Annotated in this window: 25 protein-coding genes; 13 read left to right on the top strand and 12 right to left on the bottom strand. The window is 66.5% G+C overall.

Annotated features, from left to right (window positions below; all coding sequences use genetic code 11):
* Window positions 1-54: 54 nt before the first annotated feature.
* From ACQY46_RS10030 to ACQY46_RS10055, 6 genes are all read left to right on the top strand, one after another.
* Window positions 55-771: a MotA/TolQ/ExbB proton channel family protein gene (locus tag ACQY46_RS10030; RefSeq protein ID WP_428700092.1), complete on the top strand. Its 717-nt coding sequence runs from the start codon at window positions 55-57 to the stop codon at window positions 769-771.
* Complete coding sequence (locus ACQY46_RS10035) at window positions 761-1,144, top strand: biopolymer transporter ExbD (protein WP_428700093.1); 384 nt, start codon at window positions 761-763, stop codon at window positions 1,142-1,144. Before ACQY46_RS10030 ends, ACQY46_RS10035 begins: the two co-directional genes overlap by 11 nt.
* 9 nt (window positions 1,145-1,153) lie before the next feature.
* Window positions 1,154-1,549: an ExbD/TolR family protein gene (locus tag ACQY46_RS10040; protein ID WP_428700094.1), complete on the top strand. Its 396-nt coding sequence runs from the start codon at window positions 1,154-1,156 to the stop codon at window positions 1,547-1,549.
* Between the two features lie 158 nt (window positions 1,550-1,707).
* Complete coding sequence (locus ACQY46_RS10045; RefSeq protein ID WP_428700095.1) at window positions 1,708-2,568, top strand: energy transducer TonB; 861 nt, start codon at window positions 1,708-1,710, stop codon at window positions 2,566-2,568.
* A complete protein-coding gene (locus ACQY46_RS10050) occupies window positions 2,565-2,831 on the top strand; it encodes a hypothetical protein (protein ID WP_428700096.1) in 267 nt (88 codons plus the stop codon). The genes ACQY46_RS10045 and ACQY46_RS10050 overlap by 4 nt, the downstream gene beginning before the upstream one ends.
* Window positions 2,832-3,242: 411 nt before the next feature.
* Window positions 3,243-3,698: a YaiI/YqxD family protein gene (locus tag ACQY46_RS10055; RefSeq protein ID WP_428700097.1), complete on the top strand. Its 456-nt coding sequence runs from the start codon at window positions 3,243-3,245 to the stop codon at window positions 3,696-3,698.
* A 90-nt stretch (window positions 3,699-3,788) separates the two neighbouring features.
* Here ACQY46_RS10055 and ACQY46_RS10060 read toward each other — a convergent pair whose 3' ends face one another.
* Window positions 3,789-4,520, bottom strand: coding sequence for a GntR family transcriptional regulator (locus ACQY46_RS10060; protein WP_428700098.1), 732 nt, complete (start codon window positions 4,518-4,520; stop codon window positions 3,789-3,791).
* A gap of 313 nt (window positions 4,521-4,833) precedes the next feature.
* Here ACQY46_RS10060 and ehuB point away from each other — a divergent pair, with 313 nt between their 5' ends.
* The 6 genes from ehuB to ACQY46_RS10090 all read left to right on the top strand — a co-directional run bounded on the left by ehuB (window position 4,834) and on the right by ACQY46_RS10090 (window position 9,935).
* Window positions 4,834-5,685: an ectoine/hydroxyectoine ABC transporter substrate-binding protein EhuB gene (gene ehuB / locus ACQY46_RS10065; RefSeq protein WP_428700099.1), complete on the top strand. Its 852-nt coding sequence runs from the start codon at window positions 4,834-4,836 to the stop codon at window positions 5,683-5,685.
* A 105-nt stretch (window positions 5,686-5,790) separates the two neighbouring features.
* Entirely contained in the window at window positions 5,791-6,456 is a 666-nt protein-coding gene (gene ehuC / locus ACQY46_RS10070) for an ectoine/hydroxyectoine ABC transporter permease subunit EhuC (protein WP_428700100.1), read from the top strand.
* Between the two features lie 3 nt (window positions 6,457-6,459).
* Window positions 6,460-7,128: an ectoine/hydroxyectoine ABC transporter permease subunit EhuD gene (gene ehuD / locus ACQY46_RS10075; protein WP_428700101.1), complete on the top strand. Its 669-nt coding sequence runs from the start codon at window positions 6,460-6,462 to the stop codon at window positions 7,126-7,128.
* A complete protein-coding gene (gene ehuA, locus ACQY46_RS10080; protein ID WP_428700102.1) occupies window positions 7,128-7,949 on the top strand; it encodes an ectoine/hydroxyectoine ABC transporter ATP-binding protein EhuA in 822 nt (273 codons plus the stop codon). Before ehuD ends, ehuA begins: the two co-directional genes overlap by 1 nt.
* Window positions 7,946-8,953: a hydroxyectoine utilization dehydratase EutB gene (gene eutB, locus ACQY46_RS10085; RefSeq protein ID WP_428700103.1), complete on the top strand. Its 1,008-nt coding sequence runs from the start codon at window positions 7,946-7,948 to the stop codon at window positions 8,951-8,953. Before ehuA ends, eutB begins: the two co-directional genes overlap by 4 nt.
* Complete coding sequence (locus ACQY46_RS10090) at window positions 8,943-9,935, top strand: cyclodeaminase (RefSeq protein ID WP_428700104.1); 993 nt, start codon at window positions 8,943-8,945, stop codon at window positions 9,933-9,935. The genes eutB and ACQY46_RS10090 overlap by 11 nt, the downstream gene beginning before the upstream one ends.
* A gap of 36 nt (window positions 9,936-9,971) precedes the next feature.
* Here ACQY46_RS10090 and ACQY46_RS10095 read toward each other — a convergent pair whose 3' ends face one another.
* The 5 genes from ACQY46_RS10095 to dctP form a co-directional block, all read right to left on the bottom strand.
* Window positions 9,972-10,865 (bottom strand): hydroxymethylglutaryl-CoA lyase, encoded by an 894-nt coding sequence (locus ACQY46_RS10095; protein WP_428700105.1) that lies wholly within the window; start codon window positions 10,863-10,865, stop codon window positions 9,972-9,974.
* Between the two features lie 23 nt (window positions 10,866-10,888).
* A complete protein-coding gene (locus ACQY46_RS10100; protein WP_428700106.1) occupies window positions 10,889-12,166 on the bottom strand; it encodes a hydroxymethylglutaryl-CoA reductase, degradative in 1,278 nt (425 codons plus the stop codon).
* An 11-nt stretch (window positions 12,167-12,177) separates the two neighbouring features.
* Window positions 12,178-13,491: a TRAP transporter large permease gene (locus ACQY46_RS10105; protein WP_428700107.1), complete on the bottom strand. Its 1,314-nt coding sequence runs from the start codon at window positions 13,489-13,491 to the stop codon at window positions 12,178-12,180.
* On the bottom strand, window positions 13,488-13,991 hold the full coding sequence (locus ACQY46_RS10110; protein WP_428700108.1) for a TRAP transporter small permease subunit: 504 nt from the start codon (window positions 13,989-13,991) through the stop codon (window positions 13,488-13,490). The genes ACQY46_RS10105 and ACQY46_RS10110 overlap by 4 nt, the downstream gene beginning before the upstream one ends.
* Before the next feature lie 85 nt (window positions 13,992-14,076).
* Window positions 14,077-15,111, bottom strand: a complete 1,035-nt coding sequence (dctP, locus tag ACQY46_RS10115; RefSeq protein WP_428700109.1) for a TRAP transporter substrate-binding protein DctP — start codon at window positions 15,109-15,111, stop codon at window positions 14,077-14,079.
* A 142-nt stretch (window positions 15,112-15,253) separates the two neighbouring features.
* Between dctP and ACQY46_RS10120 the strand changes: the two genes are divergently transcribed.
* Window positions 15,254-16,648, top strand: a complete 1,395-nt coding sequence (locus tag ACQY46_RS10120; RefSeq protein ID WP_428700110.1) for a PLP-dependent aminotransferase family protein — start codon at window positions 15,254-15,256, stop codon at window positions 16,646-16,648.
* A gap of 107 nt (window positions 16,649-16,755) precedes the next feature.
* Here ACQY46_RS10120 and hpaH read toward each other — a convergent pair whose 3' ends face one another.
* The 6 genes from hpaH to ACQY46_RS10150 are packed head-to-tail and all read right to left on the bottom strand — an operon-like array spanning window position 16,756 to window position 22,880.
* Window positions 16,756-17,559, bottom strand: coding sequence for a 2-oxo-hept-4-ene-1,7-dioate hydratase (hpaH, locus tag ACQY46_RS10125; RefSeq protein ID WP_428700111.1), 804 nt, complete (start codon window positions 17,557-17,559; stop codon window positions 16,756-16,758).
* Window positions 17,560-17,561: 2 nt separating this feature from the next.
* On the bottom strand, window positions 17,562-18,446 hold the full coding sequence (locus tag ACQY46_RS10130) for a fumarylacetoacetate hydrolase family protein (RefSeq protein ID WP_428700112.1): 885 nt from the start codon (window positions 18,444-18,446) through the stop codon (window positions 17,562-17,564).
* Between the two features lie 9 nt (window positions 18,447-18,455).
* Window positions 18,456-19,862, bottom strand: a complete 1,407-nt coding sequence (locus ACQY46_RS10135; protein WP_428700113.1) for a pyridoxal phosphate-dependent decarboxylase family protein — start codon at window positions 19,860-19,862, stop codon at window positions 18,456-18,458.
* 58 nt (window positions 19,863-19,920) lie between these two features.
* Window positions 19,921-20,901: a 3,4-dihydroxyphenylacetate 2,3-dioxygenase gene (gene hpaD, locus ACQY46_RS10140; protein ID WP_428700114.1), complete on the bottom strand. Its 981-nt coding sequence runs from the start codon at window positions 20,899-20,901 to the stop codon at window positions 19,921-19,923.
* 56 nt (window positions 20,902-20,957) lie between these two features.
* Complete coding sequence (gene hpaE, locus ACQY46_RS10145) at window positions 20,958-22,475, bottom strand: 5-carboxymethyl-2-hydroxymuconate semialdehyde dehydrogenase (RefSeq protein WP_428700115.1); 1,518 nt, start codon at window positions 22,473-22,475, stop codon at window positions 20,958-20,960.
* Window positions 22,476-22,487: 12 nt separating this feature from the next.
* On the bottom strand, window positions 22,488-22,880 hold the full coding sequence (locus ACQY46_RS10150; RefSeq protein ID WP_428700116.1) for a 5-carboxymethyl-2-hydroxymuconate Delta-isomerase: 393 nt from the start codon (window positions 22,878-22,880) through the stop codon (window positions 22,488-22,490).
* Window position 22,881 lies beyond the last annotated feature (1 nt).

Below are 22,881 nucleotides of genomic sequence, written 5' to 3' on the forward strand. Positions count from 1 at the left end.
CCACGCCGCCGCGAACCACCCGGCCCGCCATAGCTTTCAGGAAAGCGAACCGACATGCTTGATCGCCTATCATCCGCCCTCCCGCCCTTTGCCCACCCGCTTGCCGATCTGGTGGAGGCCGGCGGGCCCGTCGTCCTACTGTTGCTTCTCCTGTCGGTCGCGGCACTTGCGATTGTTCTCGGCAAGGTCCTCCAGTTCCAGGTGGCCGGTATCGGGCGTCATACCCGTGGACATGGCGCCCTCAAGGCCTGGCTCGAGGGCCGCAAGGGCGATGCCGGCGCGCTCCTGAAAGATGATCGCACGGTGCTCGGCGACGTTGCCGCGCGGCTTGTCGCCGCGTCCATGCGCCGGAATACAGATCCGTCATCGCTCAGGGAGGATATCGAGCGGGTCTGCAGGAACCGGCTCGCGGAGTTGCGCGCCTATCTGCGCGCCCTCGATATGATTGCGCAGACGGCACCGCTCATCGGGCTCTTCGGTACGGTGATTGGCATGATCGAGGCATTTCGCGGGATGCAGGGGGCCGGTGCGGCGGTTGACCCTTCGGTCCTTGCAGGCGGCATCTGGGTGGCTTTGCTGACGACGGCTGTCGGGCTTGCCATCGCCATTCCGGTTTCCGCGATCACCGGTTGGCTGGACGGCCGTCTTGAACGCGAGCAGGTCGCGATGGCCTCGCTGGTCACCGCCTTCTTCACCGGGGCCGTGGCGGAACCGGCGGCGTCCGCTGAAGAACCGGCCTTGGTCGGACTGGAGGCCGGACATGCAGCATGACCGGCCCTTGGGGCGCAGGCCCGTCGGGCTGACTTCGCTGATCGACGTGATCTTCCTGTTGCTGCTCTTCTTCATGCTGGCGACGAGCTTCTCCCGCTACCAGGCCATGCCGGTCGGTGCCGGACAGGAAGGGGGAGGCGCGCAAACGCGTCCCGCGCTGCTGCGCCTGCATGATGCCGAGCGGCTTGACCTCAACGGGGTTCCGGTCACGCCGGAGGCGTTGCCGGTCCTTCTTGGGGAATTACGGTCGGGCGAGACGCGCGTTGTCGCGATCCGGTCGGAAGCCGGCGCGCAGGTGCAGGACCTCGTCTTCGCCATTGCGGCGGTACGAGCATCGCAGCTCGCTCCGGTTGTTCTTGCGGGCGACCGGTAGGAGGCGGCGATGGATCTGGGACCTTCGCGCCGGCGAACGACGACGGACAGCACCATTCCGCTGATCAACATCGTCTTCCTGATGCTGATCTTCTTTCTCTTCGCCGGAACCGTCTCGCGCGACGACGCCCGCGAAATCGCCCCGCCGGTCGATCCGGCCGCAGAGGAGGCCATCCGTTCGACCGGGGCACTCGTCATCGACCGAGCCGGCGCGTTGTCGCGTGACGGAGTGCCGGTGACACTCGATGAGGTCCTGGTGTCCCTGGGTAAAGGGCTGGACGAGAGCGTGAGGCTGGTGATTGCCGCCGACGGGAGACTGTCCGTTGACGAGTTGAAGCCGGTGCTGCGCAGGCTGTCGCAAAGCGGTGCCTCCCTCGTTCTGCTTACAGAAAGGGCCGACAGGTGAAGGCGCGCCACTACCTGCTTCTTGGTGTGGTCGCCTCGCTTTCCGCGCATGCGGCGATACCGATGCTCCTGCCTCACGAGGATGCGGCGCGTATCGCTGCGTCCTCGGGGGCTCCGGTTGCGGTGGTCGGTTCCCTGGAGGACCTTGTCGCGGGATCTATGGCGGAAACCGCAGAACTGGTAGAATCCAAGGCACGCGAGACCGAACTCACACCTGCCGCGGAAACTGTGGCCGTGGCGCAGCCCAGCCCAACACCTGCAAGGGTCACCGCCTTGCCACAGCCTGTTTCCGCCGGCGTCACCGAAACGCGGGAACCTGCGGACGTGAGGGGTGGGGTGGCGAAGGCTGTCAGCACGGTGGAGACGGTTGCGGCCGCCCCCGTCATCGAGGCGCGGCCTGTTTCGCCCGATCTGGCAACCGATCTGCCACCCGATTCGGCATCTGATCCGGTGCGTGCGGCTGAGCCGGTCAACGATACCCTGCGTCCGCCGAAAGCGGGTGAGGTTGTTGCGGCAGTTGTGGTACCGCCTTCGCCCCTTGCCAAACCTGCCGTGCCCGAGCATGCGCGGACCCGCGAACGCCCGGAAAAGGCGCGTCCCCGCAAGACGCGGCAGGCGTCGGCCGGTGCTCCGGTCTCGTCCCGACGGGGTGCCCAGTCCGCGTCGCGGACACGTTCGCAGGCGGTCACCGGCGGTCGCGCCGACGGCCGTTCGGACGAGGCGGGCGCCGCGTCTCTCTCCAACTACAAGGGAAAGGTCCTGTCGCGTCTCCACCGCGCCAAGCGCTATCCGCCCAAGGCGCGACGAAGGCAACTGGAGGGAACCGCGGTCCTGCGCTTCACCGTGTCGAGCGACGGCCGGGTGTCCGGCGGACGGATCGTCGGCTCGTCGGGAGAGACCCTTCTCGACGCTGCGACGATGGCAGCGCTGCGACGCGCCTCGCCCATGCCAAGGTTTCCCTCGGCCATGGGCGGCAGGCCGCTGACTTTCAGGGTTCCTCTCCGGTTCGAATACCGTTGAGCGGGAGCGGCCGCCGTCAGGCGGCCGCCAGTACGTCTTCCAGCGTCGCCTCCAGCATAGCCAACATTCCGTCGATTTCGGCTTCGCTGATGATGAAGGGCGGTGCCAGGACGATGGCCGCAACGGCCGAAGCGGAGGCCGAAGGCCTGCGCCTCCTGCGCAAGTCGCAAATGGAGCAACTTGATGCCTGCTCGAAAGAACTCGCCGCCGCCGCCTTCCTCGTCTCCAACTGGGACGCGGTGATAAAATTCTTTCGTACATGACTTGGCCCCCGCTCACGCGGGGGCCTTTTGTCATTTGGGGTTAGGGAAAACGGCGCGGAACACAGCGGGATGTCACGGGATATCCAGTTCCCGAACCTTGATTTATCAGTTTGATATATATCAAGAATTCCTCCCCGGCCCTGGGCACCACTATTCCCGCTGAAATCGCAAACCTTTCTCCGCGCCGGCCCGCTGCGCCGCCGTCTTACCGTGCTGTAACGGGGACGTGCCGTTCGGGCTCATAGGCCTGGCTGGCGCGTTCCGGCCGGCGGCAAGGCGACCCGGTCGGACCAGGGCCGAGGCAGGCCCGTCGGCGGCATAGGACGCTTCTGGGACGGGTTGAAGAAAACCGCCCGATGGAGGAGGTTCGCAGAACCTGACCTGTGCCAGCCAATACGGGGATCTCGCAAAGTGACCACGCTCTATGTCGATGCCGATGCATGCCCGGTCAAGTCCGAGGTGGAGCGTGTGGCGTCGAGACTGGAAATCCCCGTGGTGCTGGTTTGCAACGGCGGGATACGGCCCTCCAGAAACCCGCTCGTCTCGCTCAGGATCGTTGCCGAGGGGCCGGACGTGGCCGACAAGTGGATCGCCGAGCATTGCGGCCCCGGCGACGTCGTGGTCACCGCGGATATCCCGCTTGCGGACCGGTGCCTGAAGGCCGGCTCGCATGTGTTGCAGCACGACGGGCAGATCCTGACCCTCTCCAATATCGGCGGGCGTCTGGCGACCCGCGACCTGATGCAGGACATCCGCGCCGCGGACCCGTTCCACCAGGGCGGAGGCCGGGCCTTTTCGCAGGCCGACCGGTCCCGCTTCCTGCAGGCGCTGGACAGGCTGGCCAGGCTGGCGCTGAAACACCGATAGGGGAGAAGCCTACCCGTCTTGCCTACCCGTCTTGCCGGCCCGTCTTGCTCGCGGTCCCGGCCGGACGGACCGGCTCTGGTCGGCGTCTTGCTATTCGCTATCCGCAGCGGCGGCGTGACCGCCGGACAGGCTTGCCTTGCGGATCCTGCTGAAGCTCATGGCGATATGTGCGCGTCTGACATGGCCGGCGGCGATCAGGTCGCCATGCCCGACCGCTTCGGTAATGTCGGCGACCTCGCGCTGAAAGGTCACGAATTCGTTGTTGATCAGTTCGTCGAAGTTCCTCAGGCGTGAAGCCGTCTTCAGCCAGATCCGGGCGGTCTGATAGTAGAGCCGTTCGCTGATTTCGCGCAGAGGTTCGTTGGTCGTCAACGTGGTGAAGAGGTGGAAGAACTCCATGTTGATCCGTGAAAACGAACGCGGATCGCCGTCGGCGACCATCCGGTCGCAGCGCGCCCGGATGTCGCGGAACCGCGCCACCAGCGCTTCGTCGACAACGGTCGGCGACAGCTTGCCGATGAGTTCGGCCAGTTCGACGCGCAACTCATAGACCTGCGCCAGTTCGTTGACGTCGATGTCGGTGACGATGGTGCCGACGCCATGCATAGACCGCAACAGGCCCTCCGCCTCCAGCTTGACGAGAACGCGCCTGATCGGCGTCCGCGACACGTTGAACTCGTCCGCCAGGTCCTCCTCGCGCAGGCGGCTGCCCGGCGCGTAGTCGAGCAGGCAGATGCGCGTTCGCAGGGTCTGGTAGATGCGTTCGAACCGACCCCTCGCGCCTTCGTCGGCGGGCCCCGCGGCCGCGCGTTTTTCCGTCATCGGCTATCTCCATCCCGGTTCAAGGGCGTCTCCCCCGCGCTGTGTCGGCGCCGCAGCTTGTCCGGCATTTCCAGGCGGGCGGCAAGGTCCCGGCCCTGCAGGCCGCGCCGGCCCCCACGACAACGAGGAGGCTCTTTGGAACCCCGGCGACAGGAGCGCTTCATCCTCCAATGTATACATCTTTGTTGCGCCCTGCGGGGCGGATGACGATATCTCTCCGGATTTCCGCTAAATTCCATTGACACAGTCTGAGGCAGCATGATGTTGTGCACAACATAAGAAGACAACAATTAGTGGAACACAGGAGAGCCTCATGAAAAGCGCAATCTTCAAGGGCCTAGCCACGCTTGGCATGGCCATGTTCGCGTTCGGTTTCGCGGGCTCCGCGAACGCCCAGTCCCTGCTGGAGCGAGCCGAGAAAGGCGAGCCGATCCGCATCGGTTTCGCAAACGAGATTCCGTTCGCCTATCCGGGCGACGACGGCAGTCCCAAGGGCTTCGTCAACGCCTTTACCATCGGCGTTCTGAAGAAGATGGGCTTCGAGAAGATCGAGCCGGTGCAGACGGAGTGGGGCGGGCTCATTCCCGGCCTCAACGCCAACCGCTTCGACATCGTCACCGGCGGCATGAACATCCTGGCGAGCCGCTGCGAGAACATCGCCTTTTCCGAACCGATGGCGAAGGTCGGAGACGGCTTCATCCTGGCGCCCGGCAACCCCAAGAACATCAGCGACTACGCAAGCCTCGTCGAGAGCAATGCGGTGATGGTCACCGGTGCCGGCTATTCCAACATCGAGGCCGCCAAGGCCGCCGGCGTGCCCGAGGCCAACATCATGCAGGTGCCCGGGCCGACCGAGATCCTGGCTGCCGTGCGGGCGGGCCGTGCCGATGCCGGTGCCGGCACCTACTTCACCATGACGCAGCTGGCCGACAGCTCGAACGGTGCTGTCGAGGCCTCCGATCCCGACGCCATGCCGGAGGACTCCTTCAACTGGGCCGGCATCGGTTTCCGCAAGGCTGACGAGGCATTCCTGGCCAAGTTCAACGCGGCGCAGGCCGAGTATATCGGGTCCGAGGAAATGCTCGCCGCGGTCGCCGAGTATGGCTACGGCAAGGGCTCGCTTCCCGGCGACAAGACCACCGAATGGGTCTGCGCCAACCGCTGACAATGACGAAGGGCGGGCCGGCTCGTCCGGCCCGCCTTCCTTCCCCGATGCCTGAGCGGGCGATGCCTGCCTCGCCTTCGTGGCCTTGAGCAAGGTCTGAGCGGCATGTCCTATTTCGAGTTTCTCAGCCAGTACAGCGACCGGATCGTCAGCGGCACGTTCATCACCATGGCGCTGACCGTGCTTGCCTCGCTTCTGGCCGTGATGATCGCCGTGGCCGCCGGCCTGATGCGGATGGCGCCCAATCTCGCCGTCCGCGGCGTGGCGATGGTCTATATCGAGATCTTCCGCGGCACCTCGCTGCTCGTGCAGCTCTACTGGATCTTCTTCGTGCTGCCGCTCTTCGGCATCACGCTGGAAAAGTTCACGGCCGGCTTCGTCGCCGTCGGCATGAACCTCGGCGCCTATGGCGCGGAGCTCGTGCGCGGCGCGATCCTCTCCGTGCCGAAGGGGCAATGGGAGGCGGCGCTGGCGCTCAACATGTCGCCGGCCAAGCGCATGCGCCGGGTGATCCTGCCGCAGGCGGTGCTCATCATGCTGCCGTCCTGGGGCAATCTTCTGATCGAGCTCCTCAAGGGAACCGCGCTCGTCGCGCTGATCTCCGTCGCCGACCTGATGTTCCAGGTGAAGCAGATCAACGGCACAACCTTCATGTCGGCGGAGGCCTTCGGCACCGCGCTCATCATCTATTATGTGCTGGCGCGTTTCATGATCACGCCGTTCATGCGCTGGCTCGAACGGTTCATGATGCGCAAGATGGGGAGGGCCTGAGCCATGTTCGACTGGCGCTGGGACTTCACCTTCGAAATCCTGCCCCGCCTGCTGGTGGCGACCGGCAACACGCTGCTGGCGGCCGGGCTGGGCTATGCCATCGCGGTGGTGCTGGGGCTGGTGCTCGCCCTGGCACAGCGCACCCCGTTCAGGCCGCTCACCATGGTCGTGCGCGAGGCGGTCGAGTTCGTGCGCTCGACGCCCCTGGTGCTGCAGATCTTCTTCGTCTTCTATGTCGGGCCGCAGTTCGGCATCAGGCTGTCGCCGTGGACGGCCGGAATGATCGCCATCGGCCTGCATTACGCCGCCTATCTGTCCGAGGTCTATCGCGGCGGCCTGGAATGCGTGCCGAAGGGCCAGTGGGAGGCGGCAAAATCGCTCAACCTGTCGATGCCGCGCACGTATTTTCGCGTCATTCTTCCGCAGGCGTTGCCGCCCTCCCTGGCGGGCATGGGCAACTACCTTGTCGGCATCTTCAAGGACACGCCGATGCTCTCGGTCATCGGCGTTGCGGAACTGATGCACACGGCCAACGCCATCGGCTCCGAGACCTATCGCTTCCTCGAGCCCTTCACGCTCGTCGGCATCATCTTCCTTTGCATCTCGCTACCAACGGCGGCAGCGGTCCGGTTCTTCGAGACCTGGGTGCGCCGCAAACTCGGATTGAGCTGATGGACACCAGAGACGTATCCGGCTTTCCTCTCGCGCTTGAGGGCGACCCGACCCCGATGGTGAGCTTCAGGAAGGTCACCAAGTCCTACGGCAGTCTGGTGGTTCTGGACTCGCTCGATCTCGATGTTGCCGAGGGCGAGATGGTGACGGTCATCGGCCCGTCCGGCTCGGGCAAGACGACGGTCCTGCGCATGCTGATGACGCTGGAGACCATCAATGGAGGCGTCATCTATGTCGATGGCGAGCCGCTGACCCACATGCCGGAGGGGGGCAAGCTGGTTCGCGCCAACAACCGGCACCTGCGTCAGATGCGCTCGAAGATCGGCATGTGCTTCCAGCACTTCAATCTCTTTCCGCACATGACGGCGCTGGAAAACTGCATGGAAGGCCCCGTGCACGTGCTCGGCCTGTCGAAGCAGGACGCGCGGGAGCGGGCCGAGGAGCTTCTGGCGATGGTCGGCATGGCGGAAAAGCGCGACCAGCATCCCTCGCGTCTGTCCGGCGGTCAGCAGCAGCGTGTCGCCATCGCCCGCGCGCTCGCCATGCGCCCCAAGGTCATGCTGTTCGACGAGGTGACTTCCGCGCTCGACCCGGAAGTCATCGGCGAGGTCACCACGGTGATCCGCAAGCTCGTTTCCGAGCACAACCTGACCATGCTCATGGTCACGCACCAGATGGGCTTCGCCAAGGACATCTCCGACCGCGTCTGCTTCTTCTATGGCGGGCGCATCGAGGAGCAGGGGACGCCCGACGAGTTGTTCGGCAACCCGCAGAAGGAGCGCACCCAGCAGTTCCTGAGCGCGGTGAAGGAGGCAGGTTGACCATCGATCTTGCCGACATCCTGGCGGCGCGGGCGACAATCGCCGGCGTGGCCGCGCGCACGCCGCTGGTGCCCTCGCTGCATGTCGGCGCCATTTCGGGCACCGAGTTCCTGATGAAGCTGGAGACGGCACAGCCCATCGGCGCGTTCAAGCTGCGCGGCGCGCTCAATGCGGTCGCGGCCGTTCCGGCCGGCGCGCCCGGCGTCACCTGCTGCTCCACCGGCAATCACGGCCGGGGCGTCGCCTATGCGGCGCGGGCCAGGGGCCTCAGGGCCGTCATCTGCATGTCCTCGCTGGTGCCGCAGGCCAAGGTCGACGGCATCCGCGCCCTGGGGGCGGAAGTGCGCATCGCCGGACGCAGCCAGGACGACGCGCATGCCGAGAGCCGGCGCCTGGCGCGCGAGGAGGGGCTGGCCGAGATATCGCCGTTCGACGACCCTCTGGTGATCGCGGGGCAGGGCACCATCGGCCTGGAGATGCTGGAGGACAGGCCCGACCTTGCCGCGATCCTCGTGCCGCTGTCCGGCGGCGGGCTGGCGGCGGGCGTGGCGCTGGCGGCGAAGGCGATCAAGCCGTCCATCAAGATCATCGGCGTCACCATGGACAGGGGCGCGGCCATGCACGCATCCGTTCGGGCCGGCCGGCCGGTCGAGGTGGAGGAAGTGGCGAGCCTTGCCGACTCGCTCGGCGGCGGCATCGGACTTGAGAACCGGCTGACCTTCTCCATGTGCCGCGACCTTCTCGACGACTATGTCCTTGTGACCGAGGACGAGATCTATGATGCGATGCAGACGCTTTATTTCGAGGATCGCATGGTGGCCGAGGGCGCCAGCGTCGTCGGCATCGCCGCTGTGAAGGCAGGCAGGCTGCCTGCATTTGGCGGCCCCGTCGCCACCATCCTGACCGGGCGCAATGTCGACATGACCAGCTTCACCGATGTCGTCGCCGGGCGCGGCGTCAGGCTGGGCGATGTCGAGGTAAAGGGACGCAGCTATGGCGCATGAGGTGACCATCCTGACCGCGACGGACCTGCGCGGACTGGTGAAGCTCGGCCTGCCGGCCATCGACGTGGTGGAACGGGCGTTCACCGCCCTTGCGTCCGGTGCCGTCGTCATGCCGCCGATCCTGTCGATGGCGATCCCTGAGGCCAATGGCGAGGTCGATGTGAAGACCGCCTATATCCCCGGCTTCGACGGGTTCGCGATCAAGGTCAGCCCCGGCTTCTTCGACAATCCGAAGCTCGGCCTGCCGAGCCTCAACGGGCTGATGATCCTGTTTTCGGCCAGGACCGGTCTTGTCGAGGCCCTGCTGCTCGACAATGGCTACCTGACCGATGTGCGCACCGCTGCCGCCGGCGCCGTTGCCGCGCGCCACCTTGCGCCCGCCAGGGTCGAGACCGCCGGCGTGATCGGCACCGGCATCCAGGCCCGGCTGCAGATCGAGGCGGCCCATCTTGTGCGCCCGTTCTCCCGCGTTCTCGTCTGGGGCCGCGACATGGCGAAGGCGCAAGCCTGCGCGGCCGACCTCGCCGAGGGGCTGAAGATCGAGGCCGCGGCGGTCGACGATCCGGCGCGGGCCGTGGCACAGAGCCAGCTTGTCGTCACGACAACGCCGGCCGAAGAGCCCGTGCTCAAGGCCGAATGGCTGCATCCTCGCCTCCACATCACGGCGATGGGCTCTGACCAGGCGGGCAAGAACGAGATCGAGGCGGCGGCACTCGCAGCCGCCGACCTTTACGTCTGCGACCGGGTCAGCCAGTGCGAGGCCCTCGGCGAGCTGCGGGCTGCGCTTGCCGCAGGCCTGTGGCGCGGCGGCACGCCGCCGGAGCTCGGCGAGATCGTCACCGGCCGGCAGACAGGGCGCACGTCCGACGACCAGGTCACGATCTGCGACCTGACCGGCACCGGCGCGCAAGACACTGCCATCGCGACCCATGCGCTGGACGCCGCGCGCAAGGCGGGCGCAGGCTCAACCATCATGACCTGAACCTTTCATGGCAATGCGCCTGACGGCTCGATGCCCTCAGCCGCCGCGCAGCGCCTTGTAGACGCGGCTGGTCGGCCGGATGCCCATGTCGCGCTCGATGAAGGCGACCGCGTCGAGCAGCGGCTCCATCGAGATTTCGCAGTCGTAACCCTCGCCCTGCAGCAGGTAGAGGACGTCTTCGGTGGCGACGTTGCCGCTGGCGCCGGGCGCGAAGGGGCAGCCGCCGAGCCCGCCGGCGGCTGCATCCACGGTGCGGATGCCGAGACGCAGCGCCTCGGCGACATTGGCGATGCCCATGCCGTAAGTGTCATGGAAATGCGCGGCGAGCTCCGTGAGCGGAACGTGCCGGGCGACCGCCTCCACCACCGCCGCGATGCGCGCCGGCGTTGCCTTGCCGAGCGTCTCGCCGAGTGAAATCTCGCCGCAGCCCATGTCGCGAAGGGCGCGCGACACCTCCGACACCGGGTGAGGGGCGATCCTGCCCGAATAGGGACAGTCGGTGATCGTCGAGACGTAGCCCCGCACGAAAACCCCGGCATCCCGTGCCTTGGCAACGAGCGGGCGGAAACGGGCAAGCGATTCGGCCACCGTGCGCCCGATGTTCTTTTCCGCGAAAGCGTCGCTTGCGGCGGTGAACACCGCGATGGCGCGCGCGCCGTTTTCCAGCGCCTGGTCGAGGCCGCGTTCGCTGGCGACGAGCACCATGTCGCCGTCCCGCCCGCGCGAGCCGGTCGCGGCCATCACCTCGGCGGTATCGGCCATGCGCGGCACGGCCCTGGGCGAGACGAAGGAGCCGACCTCGATGCGCCTTGCGCCGGCGCGGCGCAGATGCTCGACGAGGCCGATGCGGGCCGTCGTCGCGACAGGGTCCTTGCGGGCCTGCAGCCCGTCGCGCGGGCCGACCTCGACGATTGCAACGTGCTCGCTCATCCTTGTCTCCTCGCAGCTCCGGCTTACTTGCCTGCGCGAAGCCGCGCGAGAATCTCTTCCGCAAGATCCTGCCGCACCTTGCCGAGCGCCTTGAGTTCGCTCGCCACCCGGTCGATTTCATCCCCGACCGCGCCCACGAGCAGGGCGACATTCTGGGCGTGAAGGGCCATGTGGCCCTTCTGGATGCCGGTCGTCGAAAGCGCGCGCATCGCCGCGAAGTTCTGGGCAAGGCCGATGGAAACGATGATGCGCGCCAGCGCGTCCGCCGTCTTGACGCCGAGGATCTCCAGGTTGGCCTGCGCGGTCGGGTGGATCCTGGTGGCGCCGCCGATCAGGCCGACGGCCATCGGCATTTCGAGGATGCCGACCAGATTGCCGTCGCCGTCCGCTTCCCAGCGCGACATCGAGCGATAGTGGCCGTCCTTCGCCGCGAAGGCATGGGCCCCGGCCTCGATGGCGCGGGTGTCGTTGCCGGTCGCCAGCACCACGGCGCTGACGCCGTTCATGATGCCCTTGTTGTGCGTGGCCGCGCGGTAGGGATCGGCATCGGCGAAGTGGTAGGCCGACAGCATGTCGTCGCGCACCTGCTCGCCGCCGATCTCGTCCAGCGGCCACACGGCGCGGGCCCGCACCACGCGCCGGTCGGCAAGGTTGGTCAGGATGCGCAGCAGGCTGCGCGCGCCGGTCCACTCGACCAGCTTCGGCGCCAGGGCCTCGGCCATGCTGTTGACGGCATTGGCGCCCATGGCATCGCGCGTGTCGACGATGATGTGGACGATGGTCATCGGCCCTTCGTCGGTGTCGATGACGCGAATGTCGAGGTCGCGGAAGCCGCCGCCGAACTTGACCAGCAGCGGGTCGGTCTCGTCGCAGATGGTGCGGATCTCTTCCATCCGCTCATAGACCTTGAGACGGACGTTTTCCGGATCGCTCGCGCCCAGAAGCTGGATCTGCGCGGCCATCACCGGACCGCTTGAGGAGGTGCGGAAGCCGCCGGTCGGCCGGCAGCGCTTGGCCGCGTTGCACACGGCGGCGACAACGGAGGATTCCTCCGTTGCCATCGGCACCAGCACTTCCTGCCCGTCGACGATCATGTTGGTGGCGATGCCCACCGGAATGGACATGGCCGAGATGGCGTTCTCGACAAGGCGATCGGCCAGTTCGATCTGGCCTTGCGCGGCTGCGGAAAGGCTGGCGATGGCCGCGTTGCCAAGGCCTGCCTGCCGGGCCACGGCCTGAAGGCGGGCCTCCGGCGTCATCTTGTGGAGGCCTTCGATACGGGACGATCGGGCGTCGCTCATCATGTGTCCTGTTAGTTGATCATGGAGTTGGGAAGCCAGAGCACCAGCTCCGGGAACATTGCGCAGATCAGGATCCCGAGGGCCTGGAGCAGCATGAAGGGAATAATCGCGCGGTAGACGGTGCCCATGCCGATGCCGGCGGGCAGCACGCCCTTCATGTAGAAGAGCGTGTAGCCGAAGGGCGGGGAGATGTAGGCCATCTGCGCCGAGACGAGGAACAGGATGCCGAACCACAGCCTGTCGAAGCCGAGGAAGTCGATCACCGGCAGGAACACCGGCACGCAGAGCAGGATGATGCCGATCTCGTCGAGGAACATGCCGAGGAAGAACAGCATGGCCAGCATCACCGCGAGGACGATCCAGCGATCCGCATCCAGGTTCTGGATGAAGTCGAGCAGGAAATCCGCGCCGCCCGTGCCGGTGAAGATCGCCACGAAGGCGCGGGCGCCGATGGTGATCCACAGGATCATCGTCGTCACCTTGACGACGTCCATGCCGACGTCCTGGATGAGCTCCCAGCCGAAACGCCGCTCGATGATCGCCGAGACGAAGGCAAGCGTGACGCCGACGGCGGCGGCCTCGGTCGGGGTGGCGATGCCCATGTAGATGGTGCCGAGCACGCCGACGATGATCAGCATGGGAAGCACCAGCGACTTGAGCGCCGCGATGCGGATGCCCCAGGTGATGTCCTCGATCTCCTCGGGACGCGGGGCGATCGCCGGGTTGAGCGTGGCCCGCAGCACGATATAGCCGATATAGAGCGAGGCGAGCAGCAGGCCGGGAACCACGCCGGCGATGAACATCTGCCCGATGGAGGCCTGCGCCGTCACCGCATAGACGATGGTGATCACCGAGGGCGGGATCAGGATGCCGAGCGTGCCGCCGGCGCAGATCGTGCCGATGGCCAGTTCCGGCTGGTAGTTGCGCTTCAGCATCGAGGGCAGCGCCAGCATGCCCATGGCCGCGACGGCGGCGCCGACGATACCGGTCATCGCGGCGATGATGGTGCAGATGGCGATGGTGCCGACCGCAAGCCCGCCGGGCAGGCGCCGCGACCACAGCTCCATCGCCTTGTAGAGGCTTTCGATGACCCCGGAGCGTTGCAGCACGCTTGCCATCATCACGTAAAGGGGGATCGCCAGCAGCGATTCCGAATGCATCGTGTCGTAGAGATTGAGCACGGTCACGGCGAGGGCTGCCTCGCCCCACAGCGTGACGGTGAAGACAAGGGCGAGGGCGCCGAGCGTGAAGGCGAGCGGCACGCCGGTCAGCAGCAGGCCGACAAGGCTTGCGAACATGACCGCCAGGACGAGTTCGGAACTCATGGCCGCGCCTCCTCGTTCGAGGCCCGCGAGGGGGCGGCGAAGAGCTCGACCAATGCCTGGGCGAAGAGCATGGCGAAGGCGAAGGGCACGATGAACTTGACCCACCAGATCGGCGGGTTCCAGGCGGAGAAGCTTGTTTCGCCCAGCATGTAGGCGTTCATCGCCAGCGGCCAGCTGACCTTGGCGAAGACGGCGGCGAAGATCGCGATCACCGAGAAAGTAAAGATCTCCAGCATCCGCCGGGGCACGCCGGAGACGCGGTCGCTGAGGATGTCGACGGAGACATGGCCGCGCAGATGCAGCAGGTAGGGACCGGCCAGCATGAAATGCGGCCCGAAGACAAGCGTGCTCGCCTCCATCGCCCAGACCGTGGGGGCGTCGAAGACGTAGCGTGCCACGACCTCGTAGAGCAGCATCGGCACGACGGCGAAGATGATGGCGGCCGCGATGACGAAAAGGATCCGGTTGAGGCCGGTGACAAGGGCGCTGAGCGTTTTCATGAGCTGCCGTCTGGCCGCGTCGGGTGCGGCAGGAAAGGGCGGGCAGCGCATGCGCTGCCCGCGAGGTGTTGTGCGAGGCGTTCGCTCAGAGCAGGCCGAGCGACTTCATGAAGGCGGTCTGGCTTTCGACGATCTTCGTCGCCAGCGGATCGCCCTTGGTCGCGTTCGACCAGGACTGCACGGCCCTGGAGCGGGCTTCGGCGATGTCGCCCTGGTCGAGACGGATCACCTCGACGCCCTTCTCGCGATATTTGTCGAGCACCTGGGTGTCCTGCACGATGATGCGCTGGCGCAGCGACCCGGAAATCTCGCGGGCAGCGACCGCAAGCGCTGCCTTGAAGGACGCGGGCAGGGCGGCGTGGGCGGCCGAGTTGGCGACATAGCTGGTCGCGGTCGTCGGCTGGTGGACGCCCGGCAGGATGATGTACTTGGCCACCTCGGCCAGGCCCGCCTCGTAATTGGCGGTCAGGTCGCCGCGGTCGGCGAAATCGATCAGGCCCTTCTCGAGGCCGGAATAGACTTCGGCGGTCGCCATCGGCGTCACGGCAACGCCGAGATCGCCCATCACGGCGGAGGCAAGGCCGACGAAGCGGCCCTTCTTGCCGGCCATGTCGGCGATGCTTTCCATGCGCACCGTCGAGTGGATCGGCTCCTCGCCATAGACGGTCGGCGCGATATAGGTCAGGCCGGCCTTGCCATAGGCCTCGCGGGCCATGTCGAGACCGCCGAGCTCGTAGAACCATGCCTCGTACTGGTCCGGATCGGGGAAGCCGAAGGGGATGGTCGAGGTGAAGGCGAAGGCCGGGATCTTGCCGGCCTCGTAGCCGTCGAAGGTCTTCATCATCTGGAAGGCGCCGGAGCGCACCGCGTCGAAGGCCTGGGCGGCGGGAACCAGCTGACCGGCCGAGAACAGCTTGATCTCGAACTTGCCGTCGGTCAGTTCGCCGACACGCTCCACGAATTTCTTCTCGAACTCGAACGGCGTCGTGCCGCCGTCCCAGAGCGCCTGCATGCGCCACTGGACGCCTTCCTGCGCGTTGGCGATTGCGGGCATTGCAAGCGTGGCGGCGCCACCAAGCGCCGATGCGGTCAGGAACCGGCGGCGATTCAATTCGGTCATGGATTTCCTCCCAGGGATGGTTTGATTGTCGACCGGTGTAAATTGTCATAAAATAAACTGGGACAATCAAGGGACAGTGCCATGCGATTTCGCGATGACTGTCCCAACAAAAGAGGTGGGACAGTCATCGCCAAAATTAGCAATGCCCAGAACTAGCAATGCACGGGTCACGCGCGCCGGGCGGATCGTCCAGCATGTGAGCGGGCTTCTGTCCGCCGGGGCCTACAAGCCGGGCGAGCGGCTGCCATCGGTGCGCCAGGCGGCGCGCGAGCATGGCGTCTCCAAGAACACGATGGCCGATGCCTATGACCAGCTCGTCGCGCAAGGGCTGCTCGAGGCGCGCGCGGGATCCGGCTACTACGTCGCCCAGTTCCAGCTGCCGCGCGCGGTGCCGCCGGCGCCGCATGTGGCGGCCGCCGTCGATGTGGTCTCGCTGCTGCGCGAACAGCTCGACCAGCATTACGAGGTGCGCCCCGGCGACGGCCGTCCTCCGGCCTTCTGGACGGAAGGTTCCGAGCTCAAGCGCTACTTCTCCGGCTTCAAGACGGCCGAGCCGGAAGCCGTCGATTTCGGCTATGGCAGCTCCTGGGGCTATGCGCCCTTGCGCGAGCGGTTGCGCATGTGGCTGCTGGAGCGCTCCATCTCCGTGCAGCCGGACGGGCTCTTGCTCACCCACGGGGTCAATCACGGTCTCGACCTGATCATCCGCCACCTGATCGAGCCGGGCGACACGGTTTTCGTCGACGATCCAGGCTATTACCCGCTGTTCGGCAAGCTGACCCTCGCCAAGGCGCGGATGATCGGCATCCGCCGCGGTCCCGACGGTCCCGACCTTGAGGATCTCGCCGCGCGCCTTGCCGTACACCGGCCGAAGGTGTTCTTCACCCAGTCGCTCGCCCACAACCCGACCGGCAGCACCCTGTCGCCGGCTGTTGCCTTCGGGTTGATGCAGCTTGCCGAGCGCTGGGGCTTCCTGATCGTCGAGAACGATGCGCTCGCCGACATCGTCCCGACCACGCTGCCGCGCCTTGCCGCCCTCGACCAGCTCAACCGGGTTCTTTATGTCGGGACCTTCTCCAAGACCCTGTCGGCGAGCCTGCGCTGCGGCTTCGTCGCCGGCCATCCCTCGCTTGTCGGCGCGCTCGCCAACCTGAAGATGCTGACCACGGTCGCGACCTCGGACTATGTCGAGCGTTTCGTCTTCAACCTCATCCAGGGCGGCCAGTATCTCCGCCACCTGCGGCGCCTGAAGGCGCGGGTCGAGGAGGCGCACAAGGCGTCCTGCGCCGGACTTGAGGCTGTCGGTCTCAAGGTCCGGCAAAGCGTCACGCCGGGCTTCTACCTGTGGACCGAGTTTTCCGGCGAGATCGACGAGCTGGAGCTGTGCAGGAAGGCGGCCGAGCGCAGCATCTTCCTTGCGCCGGGCAGCCTGTTCCGGCCGGACCGGGCATCCGGGGGCAGGGCGGCGATCCGCGTCAATGTCGCCTACGGGACGAACCCGGCCTTCCTCGACTTCCTCAGTGAACAGGTGCGCTGAACGTAGTGAAAGCCCCCGGGCATGTGACCCGGGCATCCGCAAGGCCGGCTCCAGGCCCGGTTCTCACGCCGCGCTTCGCCAGTCTCACCGGGCTGGCGGTCCACACCCTATGCGAAATACACGCTGACGGAGCCGTGAGCACCGAAATCGGCAACGATCGTGTCGCCATGGCGCGCCTCGACCGGACGGATGAAGGACCCGGCGAGCACGACCTGTCCGGCTTCGATGCCGTCTTCGTAAAGCGCGAGGCGGTTGGCCAGCCAGGCGATGCCGCGGGCCGGATGGTTGAGGACGCCGGCGCCGAGCCCGGTTTCCTCGACCTCGGCGTTGCGCGAGACGATTGCTCCCATCCAGCGCATGTCGATCTGGTCCGGGCGCATCGCCCGTCCGCCGGTGACGATGCCGGCATTCGCGGCATTGTCGGAGATCGTGTCGAGCACGTTGCGGGCGGTGCCGCTCTTCGCGTCCACACGGGTGATGCGGGTGTCGAGGATTTCCAGCGCCGGCGTCACGTAGTCGGTGGCATTGAGCACGTCGAACACGGTGACACCCGGCCCCTTGAGCGGAGCCTTCATGACGAAGGCGATCTCCGCCTCGATGCGCGGCTGGATGAAACGGTCCGCCGGGATGGTCGCGCCGTCCGCGAACACCATGTCGTCGAGCAGGACGCCGGAATCGGGAATGTCGATGTTGAGGGCGCTCTGCATGGCCTTCGAGGTCAGGCCGATCTTCCAGCCCACCGTCCGGCGGCCGTCGGCGATCTTCCTGCGCACCCAGGCGGCCTGGATCGCGTAGGCGTCGTCCATGGTCATGCCCGGATGCTGCAGGGAGAGGAGGCCGATCTGCCGGCGGCCCCGTTCCGCGTTGTCGAGGGCGGCGGCGGCCTCCTCGATCTCCGGTTCCTTGAGCATGGTCAGGTCTCCTCCATCGCGGTTTCGTCTGCGACCGTGTTGCGCAAGGTTCCGATCCCCTCCGCCTCGACCTCGACCACGTCCCCGGGCTTCAGCCAGATTGGCGGGTCGAAGCGCGCGCCGGCGCCGGTCGGGGTGCCGGTAACGATCACATCGCCGGGGACCAGCGTGGTGAAGGTGGACACGTAACTGATGATCTTGCGGAACGAGAAGATCATGCGGCCGGTGCGGTCGCTCTGGCGTGTTTCGCCGTTGACGCGGGTTGCGAGCGCGATATCGGCGATCTGCGCTTCATCCGTGAAGGGGATCAGCCAGGGGCCCATCGCGCCGCTGCGGTCGAAATTCTTGCCCTGGGTGACGTTGAACTTGGCATGTCGCACCCAGTCGCGCAGCGTGCCCTCGTTGCACAGCGACAGGGCGGCGATGTGATCGAGCGCCGCCGCCTCCGCAATGCGCCGGCCGGGCTTGCCGATGACGATGACGATCTCGCCCTCGTAGTCGAGCTGCGAACTTTCCGGCGGCCGGATCAGCGGTTGCCCGTGCCCGGTGAAGGAGCGCGGGAAGCGGATGAACAGCGACGGGTTGGGCGGTGCCTCCTTGCCGTCCTTGTACTCCTCGTTGCGGTCGGGAAAGTTGACCCCCACGCAGATGATCTTTTCCGGCGCGGGGATCGGTATCTCGCAGGTGATGTCGGCAAGGGCATGGTCGGCGGCAAGTGCCGCGGCCTCGTCGACCAGCGATGCCAGCGCGCCGGCCTCGATCACCTCGCGCAGGCTCGGCCAGCGGGCGCCGTGGCGGGCGGAAAGGTCGACCACGCCGTCACCGGCCAGAAGGCCGTAGCCGGCCCTGCCGTTGCGGGTGAAGCTGAGAAACCTTGGGCGTGACATGTACTCTCCTCAGGCCAGTCCGCGGGCGATTTCGGTGATCACCTCGAAGGCGGTGTCGGTATCGTCCTGTGTCATCTCGAACTGGCCGGCCTGGAAGCGGATGGCGATGCGGTCGTCGACACGGGTCTGCGTCAGGTAGATGCGGCCGTCGTCATTGATGGCGTTGACGAGCGCGATATTGCGCTGGTCGGGCTCGCCGGGGCCCTCGTGGCGGAACGAGAACAGCGAGAGCACCGGTTCGCTAACGATCGTGAAATCCGGTTCGGCCGCCAGTCGCCGCGCCAGTTCCTGCGACCACTTCACATGGTTGCGGATCATGCCGCGCAGGCCTTCGAGACCGTGATGGCGCATGAGGAACCAGAGTTTCAGCGCACGAAAGCGACGGCCGAGCGGGACGGACCATTCGGAATAGTTGATCAAACCGTCATGGCCGTGCGTTTTCAGGAACTCCGGCTGGATGGCGAGCGTGCGCACCTGGTCCTCGGGGCTGCGGATGAACTGCACCGAACAGTCGAAATTGGCGCCCAGCCATTTGTGCGGATTGAAGACGATGGAATCCGCCGCCTCGATGCCGTCCCAGAGCACGCGAAATTCCGGGCAGATCATCGCCGATCCGGCCCAGGCCGCGTCGACATGCAGGTAGAGCCCATGCGCCTTGGCGATCGCCGCGACCTCGCGGATCGGGTCGCATGCCCCGATCGAGGTGCCTCCGGTGCAGGCGATCACTCCGGCCGGGATGTGGCCTGCGGCAAGGTCGGCCCGGATCGCCGCATCGAGCGCTGCCGGGTTCATTCCGTTGAGCGCTCCGCGGGTGGGGATACGCAACAGGTTGGCCTCGCCGATACCGGCGATCCAGATCGCCCGGTCGATCGATGTATGCACCTGGTTGGAGGCGTAGACGCGCACCGTCCTGTGCGCCGCCAGCCCCTCGCTGTTGCCCTTCCAGCCGAGCGCCTTTTCGCGCATGACCAGCGTTGCAGTGAGGGTCGCTGTGGAGGCGGAGTCCTGAATGAGGCCTGAGAAACCTTCCGGCAGGCCGAGCGCCTGGCGCAGCCAGTCGATCACGCGGGTCTCGAGTTCGGTCGCCGCCGGCGAGGTCTGCCAGAGCATGCACTGGGCGGCTATGGCCGTGACCAGATAGTCCGCGATGACCGAGACCGGGGCGGCGTTGGCCGGAAAATAGGCGAAGAAGCGCGGATGCTGCCAATGGGTGAGGCCGTCCGGGATGATGCGCTCGAAGTCGGCGAAGATCGCCTCCATGTTCTCGCCGGCTTCCGGGGGCGCGTCGCCGATCTGGCGGGCGATGTCGCCCGGCCTCGTCTGCGCGCGCACCGGTCGCTCGCGCAAGGTCGCCCGATAGTCCGCTCCCCAGTCGGCGGCCTGCCGCGACCAGTGCCGGAATTCTTCGCTGTCCATGTCCCCTCCTTGTCCGCTGCCGTGTTTCCGGCGCTTGCCGGCGTATATGTACTGTCCGTCAGGGAGCGACGATCGGCTGGGCGTTGAGCTCCGCGTCGCGCACCGGCGTGCCGGCAAAGAGGCTGCCTTCCTCGAACCACGAGCGCGGCGCGGCCGCACCCCACAATGTCTGGCGCTGCGGGTCCTTGAGGTCCCACCGGATCGGCTCAAGGTCGGGATCGACCGTCTGGTAGTCCGAGCAGTAGATCTCGATGCGGTGGCCGTCCGGGTCGCGGACATAGAGGAAGAAGGCGTTGGAGATGCCGTGACGGCCCGGTCCGCGCTCGATGTTCGAGACCCATCCGGTGGTCGCCATCAGGTCGAGAAGATCGATGATGTTGAGCGGCGTCGGCACCCAGAACGCGGTGTGGTGCAGGCGCGGTCCCCGGCCGTTGGTGAAGGCGATGTCGTGGACGCCGCCCTTGCGGTGGGTCCAGGCGGCCCACAGCCGGCCGGTCACCTCGTCCTCGGTATATTCCGTCACCCGGAAACCGATCTCGTTGTAGAAGGCGACGCTCTCGTCGACATTTGGCGAGAAGCAGTTGAAGTGGTCGATCCGCAGCGGCTTGACGCCCTTGTAGAGCGCGTATTTCTGATGGATCGGCGCGAGCCGGTCCATCTTGCAGTAGAACTCCAGCGGAATGCCGTGCGGGTCGCGGGTCTGGAACGTCCGCCCCTGGTAGGGCCGCTCGACCCACGCGACCGGCAGGCCCTTGCCCGTGAAGAAGCGGGCGGCCCTTTCCAGGTCCTCCTCGTCGAACACCTTGAAGCCGAGATCGCGGGCTTGCGCCGTGTCGGACCGCCTGAGCACGAGGCAGTGATGGCCGCGCTCTTCCATGGCGCGCAGGTAGATCGCGTCGGCGGTCTCGTCGCTCACCTGAAGGCCGAGCGTGTCGACATAGAAGGCGCGCGACCGCGCCAGATCGGTGACGCCGAATTCCACATGGCTGAGGCGCACGATGTTGAAGGGCGGGTAGAGGTTGGGTTGGGGTATGGGCATTGCGGTCTCCTCCGGCCCTCCTGCAGGCGGGCGGTCAGTGGTTCGGCGGCCGGCGCTTAGCCGCCCAGTTTCGGGATCGCGTGGGAGCCGGAGGCGAAGGCGATGTTCTTCGTCTCCATGTAGAAGTCGAAGGACCAGTCGCCGCCGTCGCGGCCGATGCCGGAGCTCTTGACGCCGCCGAAGGGGGTCGGCAGGTGGCGGACATTCTCCGAGTTCACCCAGATCATGCCGGCCTCGAGCCGGTCGGTGAAACGGAACGCCCGGGTGATGTCGGCGGTCCACAGATAGCCGGTCAGGCCGTACTGGACGTCGTTGGCGAGCGCCAGCGCCTCCGCCTCGTCCTTGAACGGGATCGCCGTCAGCACCGGCCCGAAGATCTCCTCCTGGGCGATGCGCATGCCGTTGTGAGCGTTCGTGAACAGCGTGGGAGCGACGTAGCAGCCGCCGCCCGGTCCGTCGAATTTCGTGCCCCCGGCTGCCACACGGGCGCCTTCCGAGCGACCGATCCCGATATAGTCGAGCACCTTCTTCTCGTGCACGGGGTGGATCAGCGGACCGACGGTGGTCTGCTGGTCGAGCGGGTGGCCGACCTTGATGCGGGCGGCCTTCTCCGCGACTTTCGCCGTGAACGCCTCGTAGATGCTGTCCTCCACCAGCAGGCGCGAGGAGGAGGTGCAGCGCTCGCCGTTCAGCGAATAGATCATGAAGACGGCCGCATCGGCCGCGCGCTCCAGGTCGGCATCGGCGAAGACGATGACCGGGTTCTTGCCGCCGAGCTCGAAATGCACCCGCTTCAGCGTTTCCGCGCCCTGGCGCATGATCATCGAGCCGGTGCGGCTTTCCCCGACAAAGCCGATGGCCTTGATGTCGGGATGCTCGGTCAGGGCCTTGCCGGCATCCTCGCCGAAGCCGTTGACGAGGTTCCACACGCCTTTCGGCAATCCGGCTTCCTCGGCGATCTCGACCAGCAGGCGCGCCGTCAGCGGCGACAGTTCGGCGGGCTTGTGCACGATGGTGCAGCCGGCGGCGAGCGCGGGAGCGATCTTCCAGGTCGACAGCATGAAGGGCGTGTTCCACGGCGTGATGATGCCCACCGGCCCGATCGGGGTGCGGGTCGTCATGTTGACCTGGCCCTCGGCCCGCATCGCCTTGCCGTCCCGGGCTTCCGCCGCCCGGTCGGCGAAGAAGCGGAAATTCTCCGCGCCGCGCAGCGCCGCCTTGGACATGAACCTGAGCGCCTGGCCGGTGTCCATGCATTCGACGAAGGCGATCTCCTGCGCCCGCGCCTCGATGGCGTCGGCGATCCTGTGCAGCAGCGCCTTGCGTGCCGCCCCGCCAAGCGCCGCCCAGGCCGGGAACGCTTCCTTCGCGGCCCGCGCGGCCCGGTCGATATCGGCGGCCTTGCCGTGGGCGACCCGGGCCAGCGGCGCAAGGTCGACGGGCGAGATCGTCTCGAATGTCTCGCCGTCGAGTGCCGGGCAGGCGGTGCCCGCGATATGGTTGGGCACGCCGTCCTGGCGGAAGCGGGCGAGATAGCCCTGTGCCCTGGCGATGTTGTCCTCAAGATTAGACATGATGCGTCTTCCTCAGTCTTGCGGGTCGCGCAGCCGCGCGTGCATGGCGTTGCGTTTCCAGCTCAGGTCCGGGTCGATCTCCCGGATTTCCAGTGACAAGGCGAAATGCGGATGCGCCAGAAGCGGGCCGAGCACCGTCTGTGCGGCCGCGAAGATCGCCTCGCCGGCGCGCTTCTTTTCCTCCGTGCTGCGTCCCCGGCCGATGCGGAAACTCATGTCGACGAAGGCGTTGTCCGGGTGGCGGTCGGCGATCGCGTGATGGGCGCTGCGCAACGCCCGCACCCGGACGGCGCCGGTCTCGAACAGCCCGCACCCCTGGATCGCCTCCAGCAGCCGGTCGCACAGCAGGGCAATGTCGGCCCGCTCGTCGAGATTGGCGGAATATTCGATGGAGAGATGCGGCATC

Source organism: Stappia sp. (assembly GCF_965276915.1).
Lineage (GTDB): Bacteria > Pseudomonadota > Alphaproteobacteria > Rhizobiales > Stappiaceae > Stappia.

Coding starts and splice junctions, on each gene's coding strand:
- ACQY46_RS10030 (WP_428700092.1), top strand. CDS start 55: ATGCTTGATCGCCTATCATCCGCCCTCCCGCCCTTTGCCCACCCGCTT.
- ACQY46_RS10035 (WP_428700093.1), top strand. CDS start 761: ATGCAGCATGACCGGCCCTTGGGGCGCAGGCCCGTCGGGCTGACTTCG.
- ACQY46_RS10040 (WP_428700094.1), top strand. CDS start 1,154: ATGGATCTGGGACCTTCGCGCCGGCGAACGACGACGGACAGCACCATT.
- ACQY46_RS10045 (WP_428700095.1), top strand. CDS start 1,708: ATGGCGGAAACCGCAGAACTGGTAGAATCCAAGGCACGCGAGACCGAA.
- ACQY46_RS10060 (WP_428700098.1), bottom strand. CDS start 4,520: ATGACGGAAAAACGCGCGGCCGCGGGGCCCGCCGACGAAGGCGCGAGG.
- ehuB (WP_428700099.1), top strand. CDS start 4,834: ATGAAAAGCGCAATCTTCAAGGGCCTAGCCACGCTTGGCATGGCCATG.
- ehuC (WP_428700100.1), top strand. CDS start 5,791: ATGTCCTATTTCGAGTTTCTCAGCCAGTACAGCGACCGGATCGTCAGC.
- ehuD (WP_428700101.1), top strand. CDS start 6,460: ATGTTCGACTGGCGCTGGGACTTCACCTTCGAAATCCTGCCCCGCCTG.
- ehuA (WP_428700102.1), top strand. CDS start 7,128: ATGGACACCAGAGACGTATCCGGCTTTCCTCTCGCGCTTGAGGGCGAC.
- ACQY46_RS10090 (WP_428700104.1), top strand. CDS start 8,943: ATGGCGCATGAGGTGACCATCCTGACCGCGACGGACCTGCGCGGACTG.
- ACQY46_RS10095 (WP_428700105.1), bottom strand. CDS start 10,865: ATGAGCGAGCACGTTGCAATCGTCGAGGTCGGCCCGCGCGACGGGCTG.
- ACQY46_RS10100 (WP_428700106.1), bottom strand. CDS start 12,166: ATGAGCGACGCCCGATCGTCCCGTATCGAAGGCCTCCACAAGATGACG.
- ACQY46_RS10105 (WP_428700107.1), bottom strand. CDS start 13,491: ATGAGTTCCGAACTCGTCCTGGCGGTCATGTTCGCAAGCCTTGTCGGC.
- ACQY46_RS10110 (WP_428700108.1), bottom strand. CDS start 13,991: ATGAAAACGCTCAGCGCCCTTGTCACCGGCCTCAACCGGATCCTTTTC.
- dctP (WP_428700109.1), bottom strand. CDS start 15,111: ATGACCGAATTGAATCGCCGCCGGTTCCTGACCGCATCGGCGCTTGGT.
- ACQY46_RS10120 (WP_428700110.1), top strand. CDS start 15,254: ATGCCCAGAACTAGCAATGCACGGGTCACGCGCGCCGGGCGGATCGTC.
- hpaH (WP_428700111.1), bottom strand. CDS start 17,559: ATGCTCAAGGAACCGGAGATCGAGGAGGCCGCCGCCGCCCTCGACAAC.
- ACQY46_RS10130 (WP_428700112.1), bottom strand. CDS start 18,446: ATGTCACGCCCAAGGTTTCTCAGCTTCACCCGCAACGGCAGGGCCGGC.
- ACQY46_RS10135 (WP_428700113.1), bottom strand. CDS start 19,862: ATGGACAGCGAAGAATTCCGGCACTGGTCGCGGCAGGCCGCCGACTGG.
- hpaD (WP_428700114.1), bottom strand. CDS start 20,901: ATGCCCATACCCCAACCCAACCTCTACCCGCCCTTCAACATCGTGCGC.
- hpaE (WP_428700115.1), bottom strand. CDS start 22,475: ATGTCTAATCTTGAGGACAACATCGCCAGGGCACAGGGCTATCTCGCC.
- ACQY46_RS10150 (WP_428700116.1), bottom strand. CDS start 22,880: ATGCCGCATCTCTCCATCGAATATTCCGCCAATCTCGACGAGCGGGCC.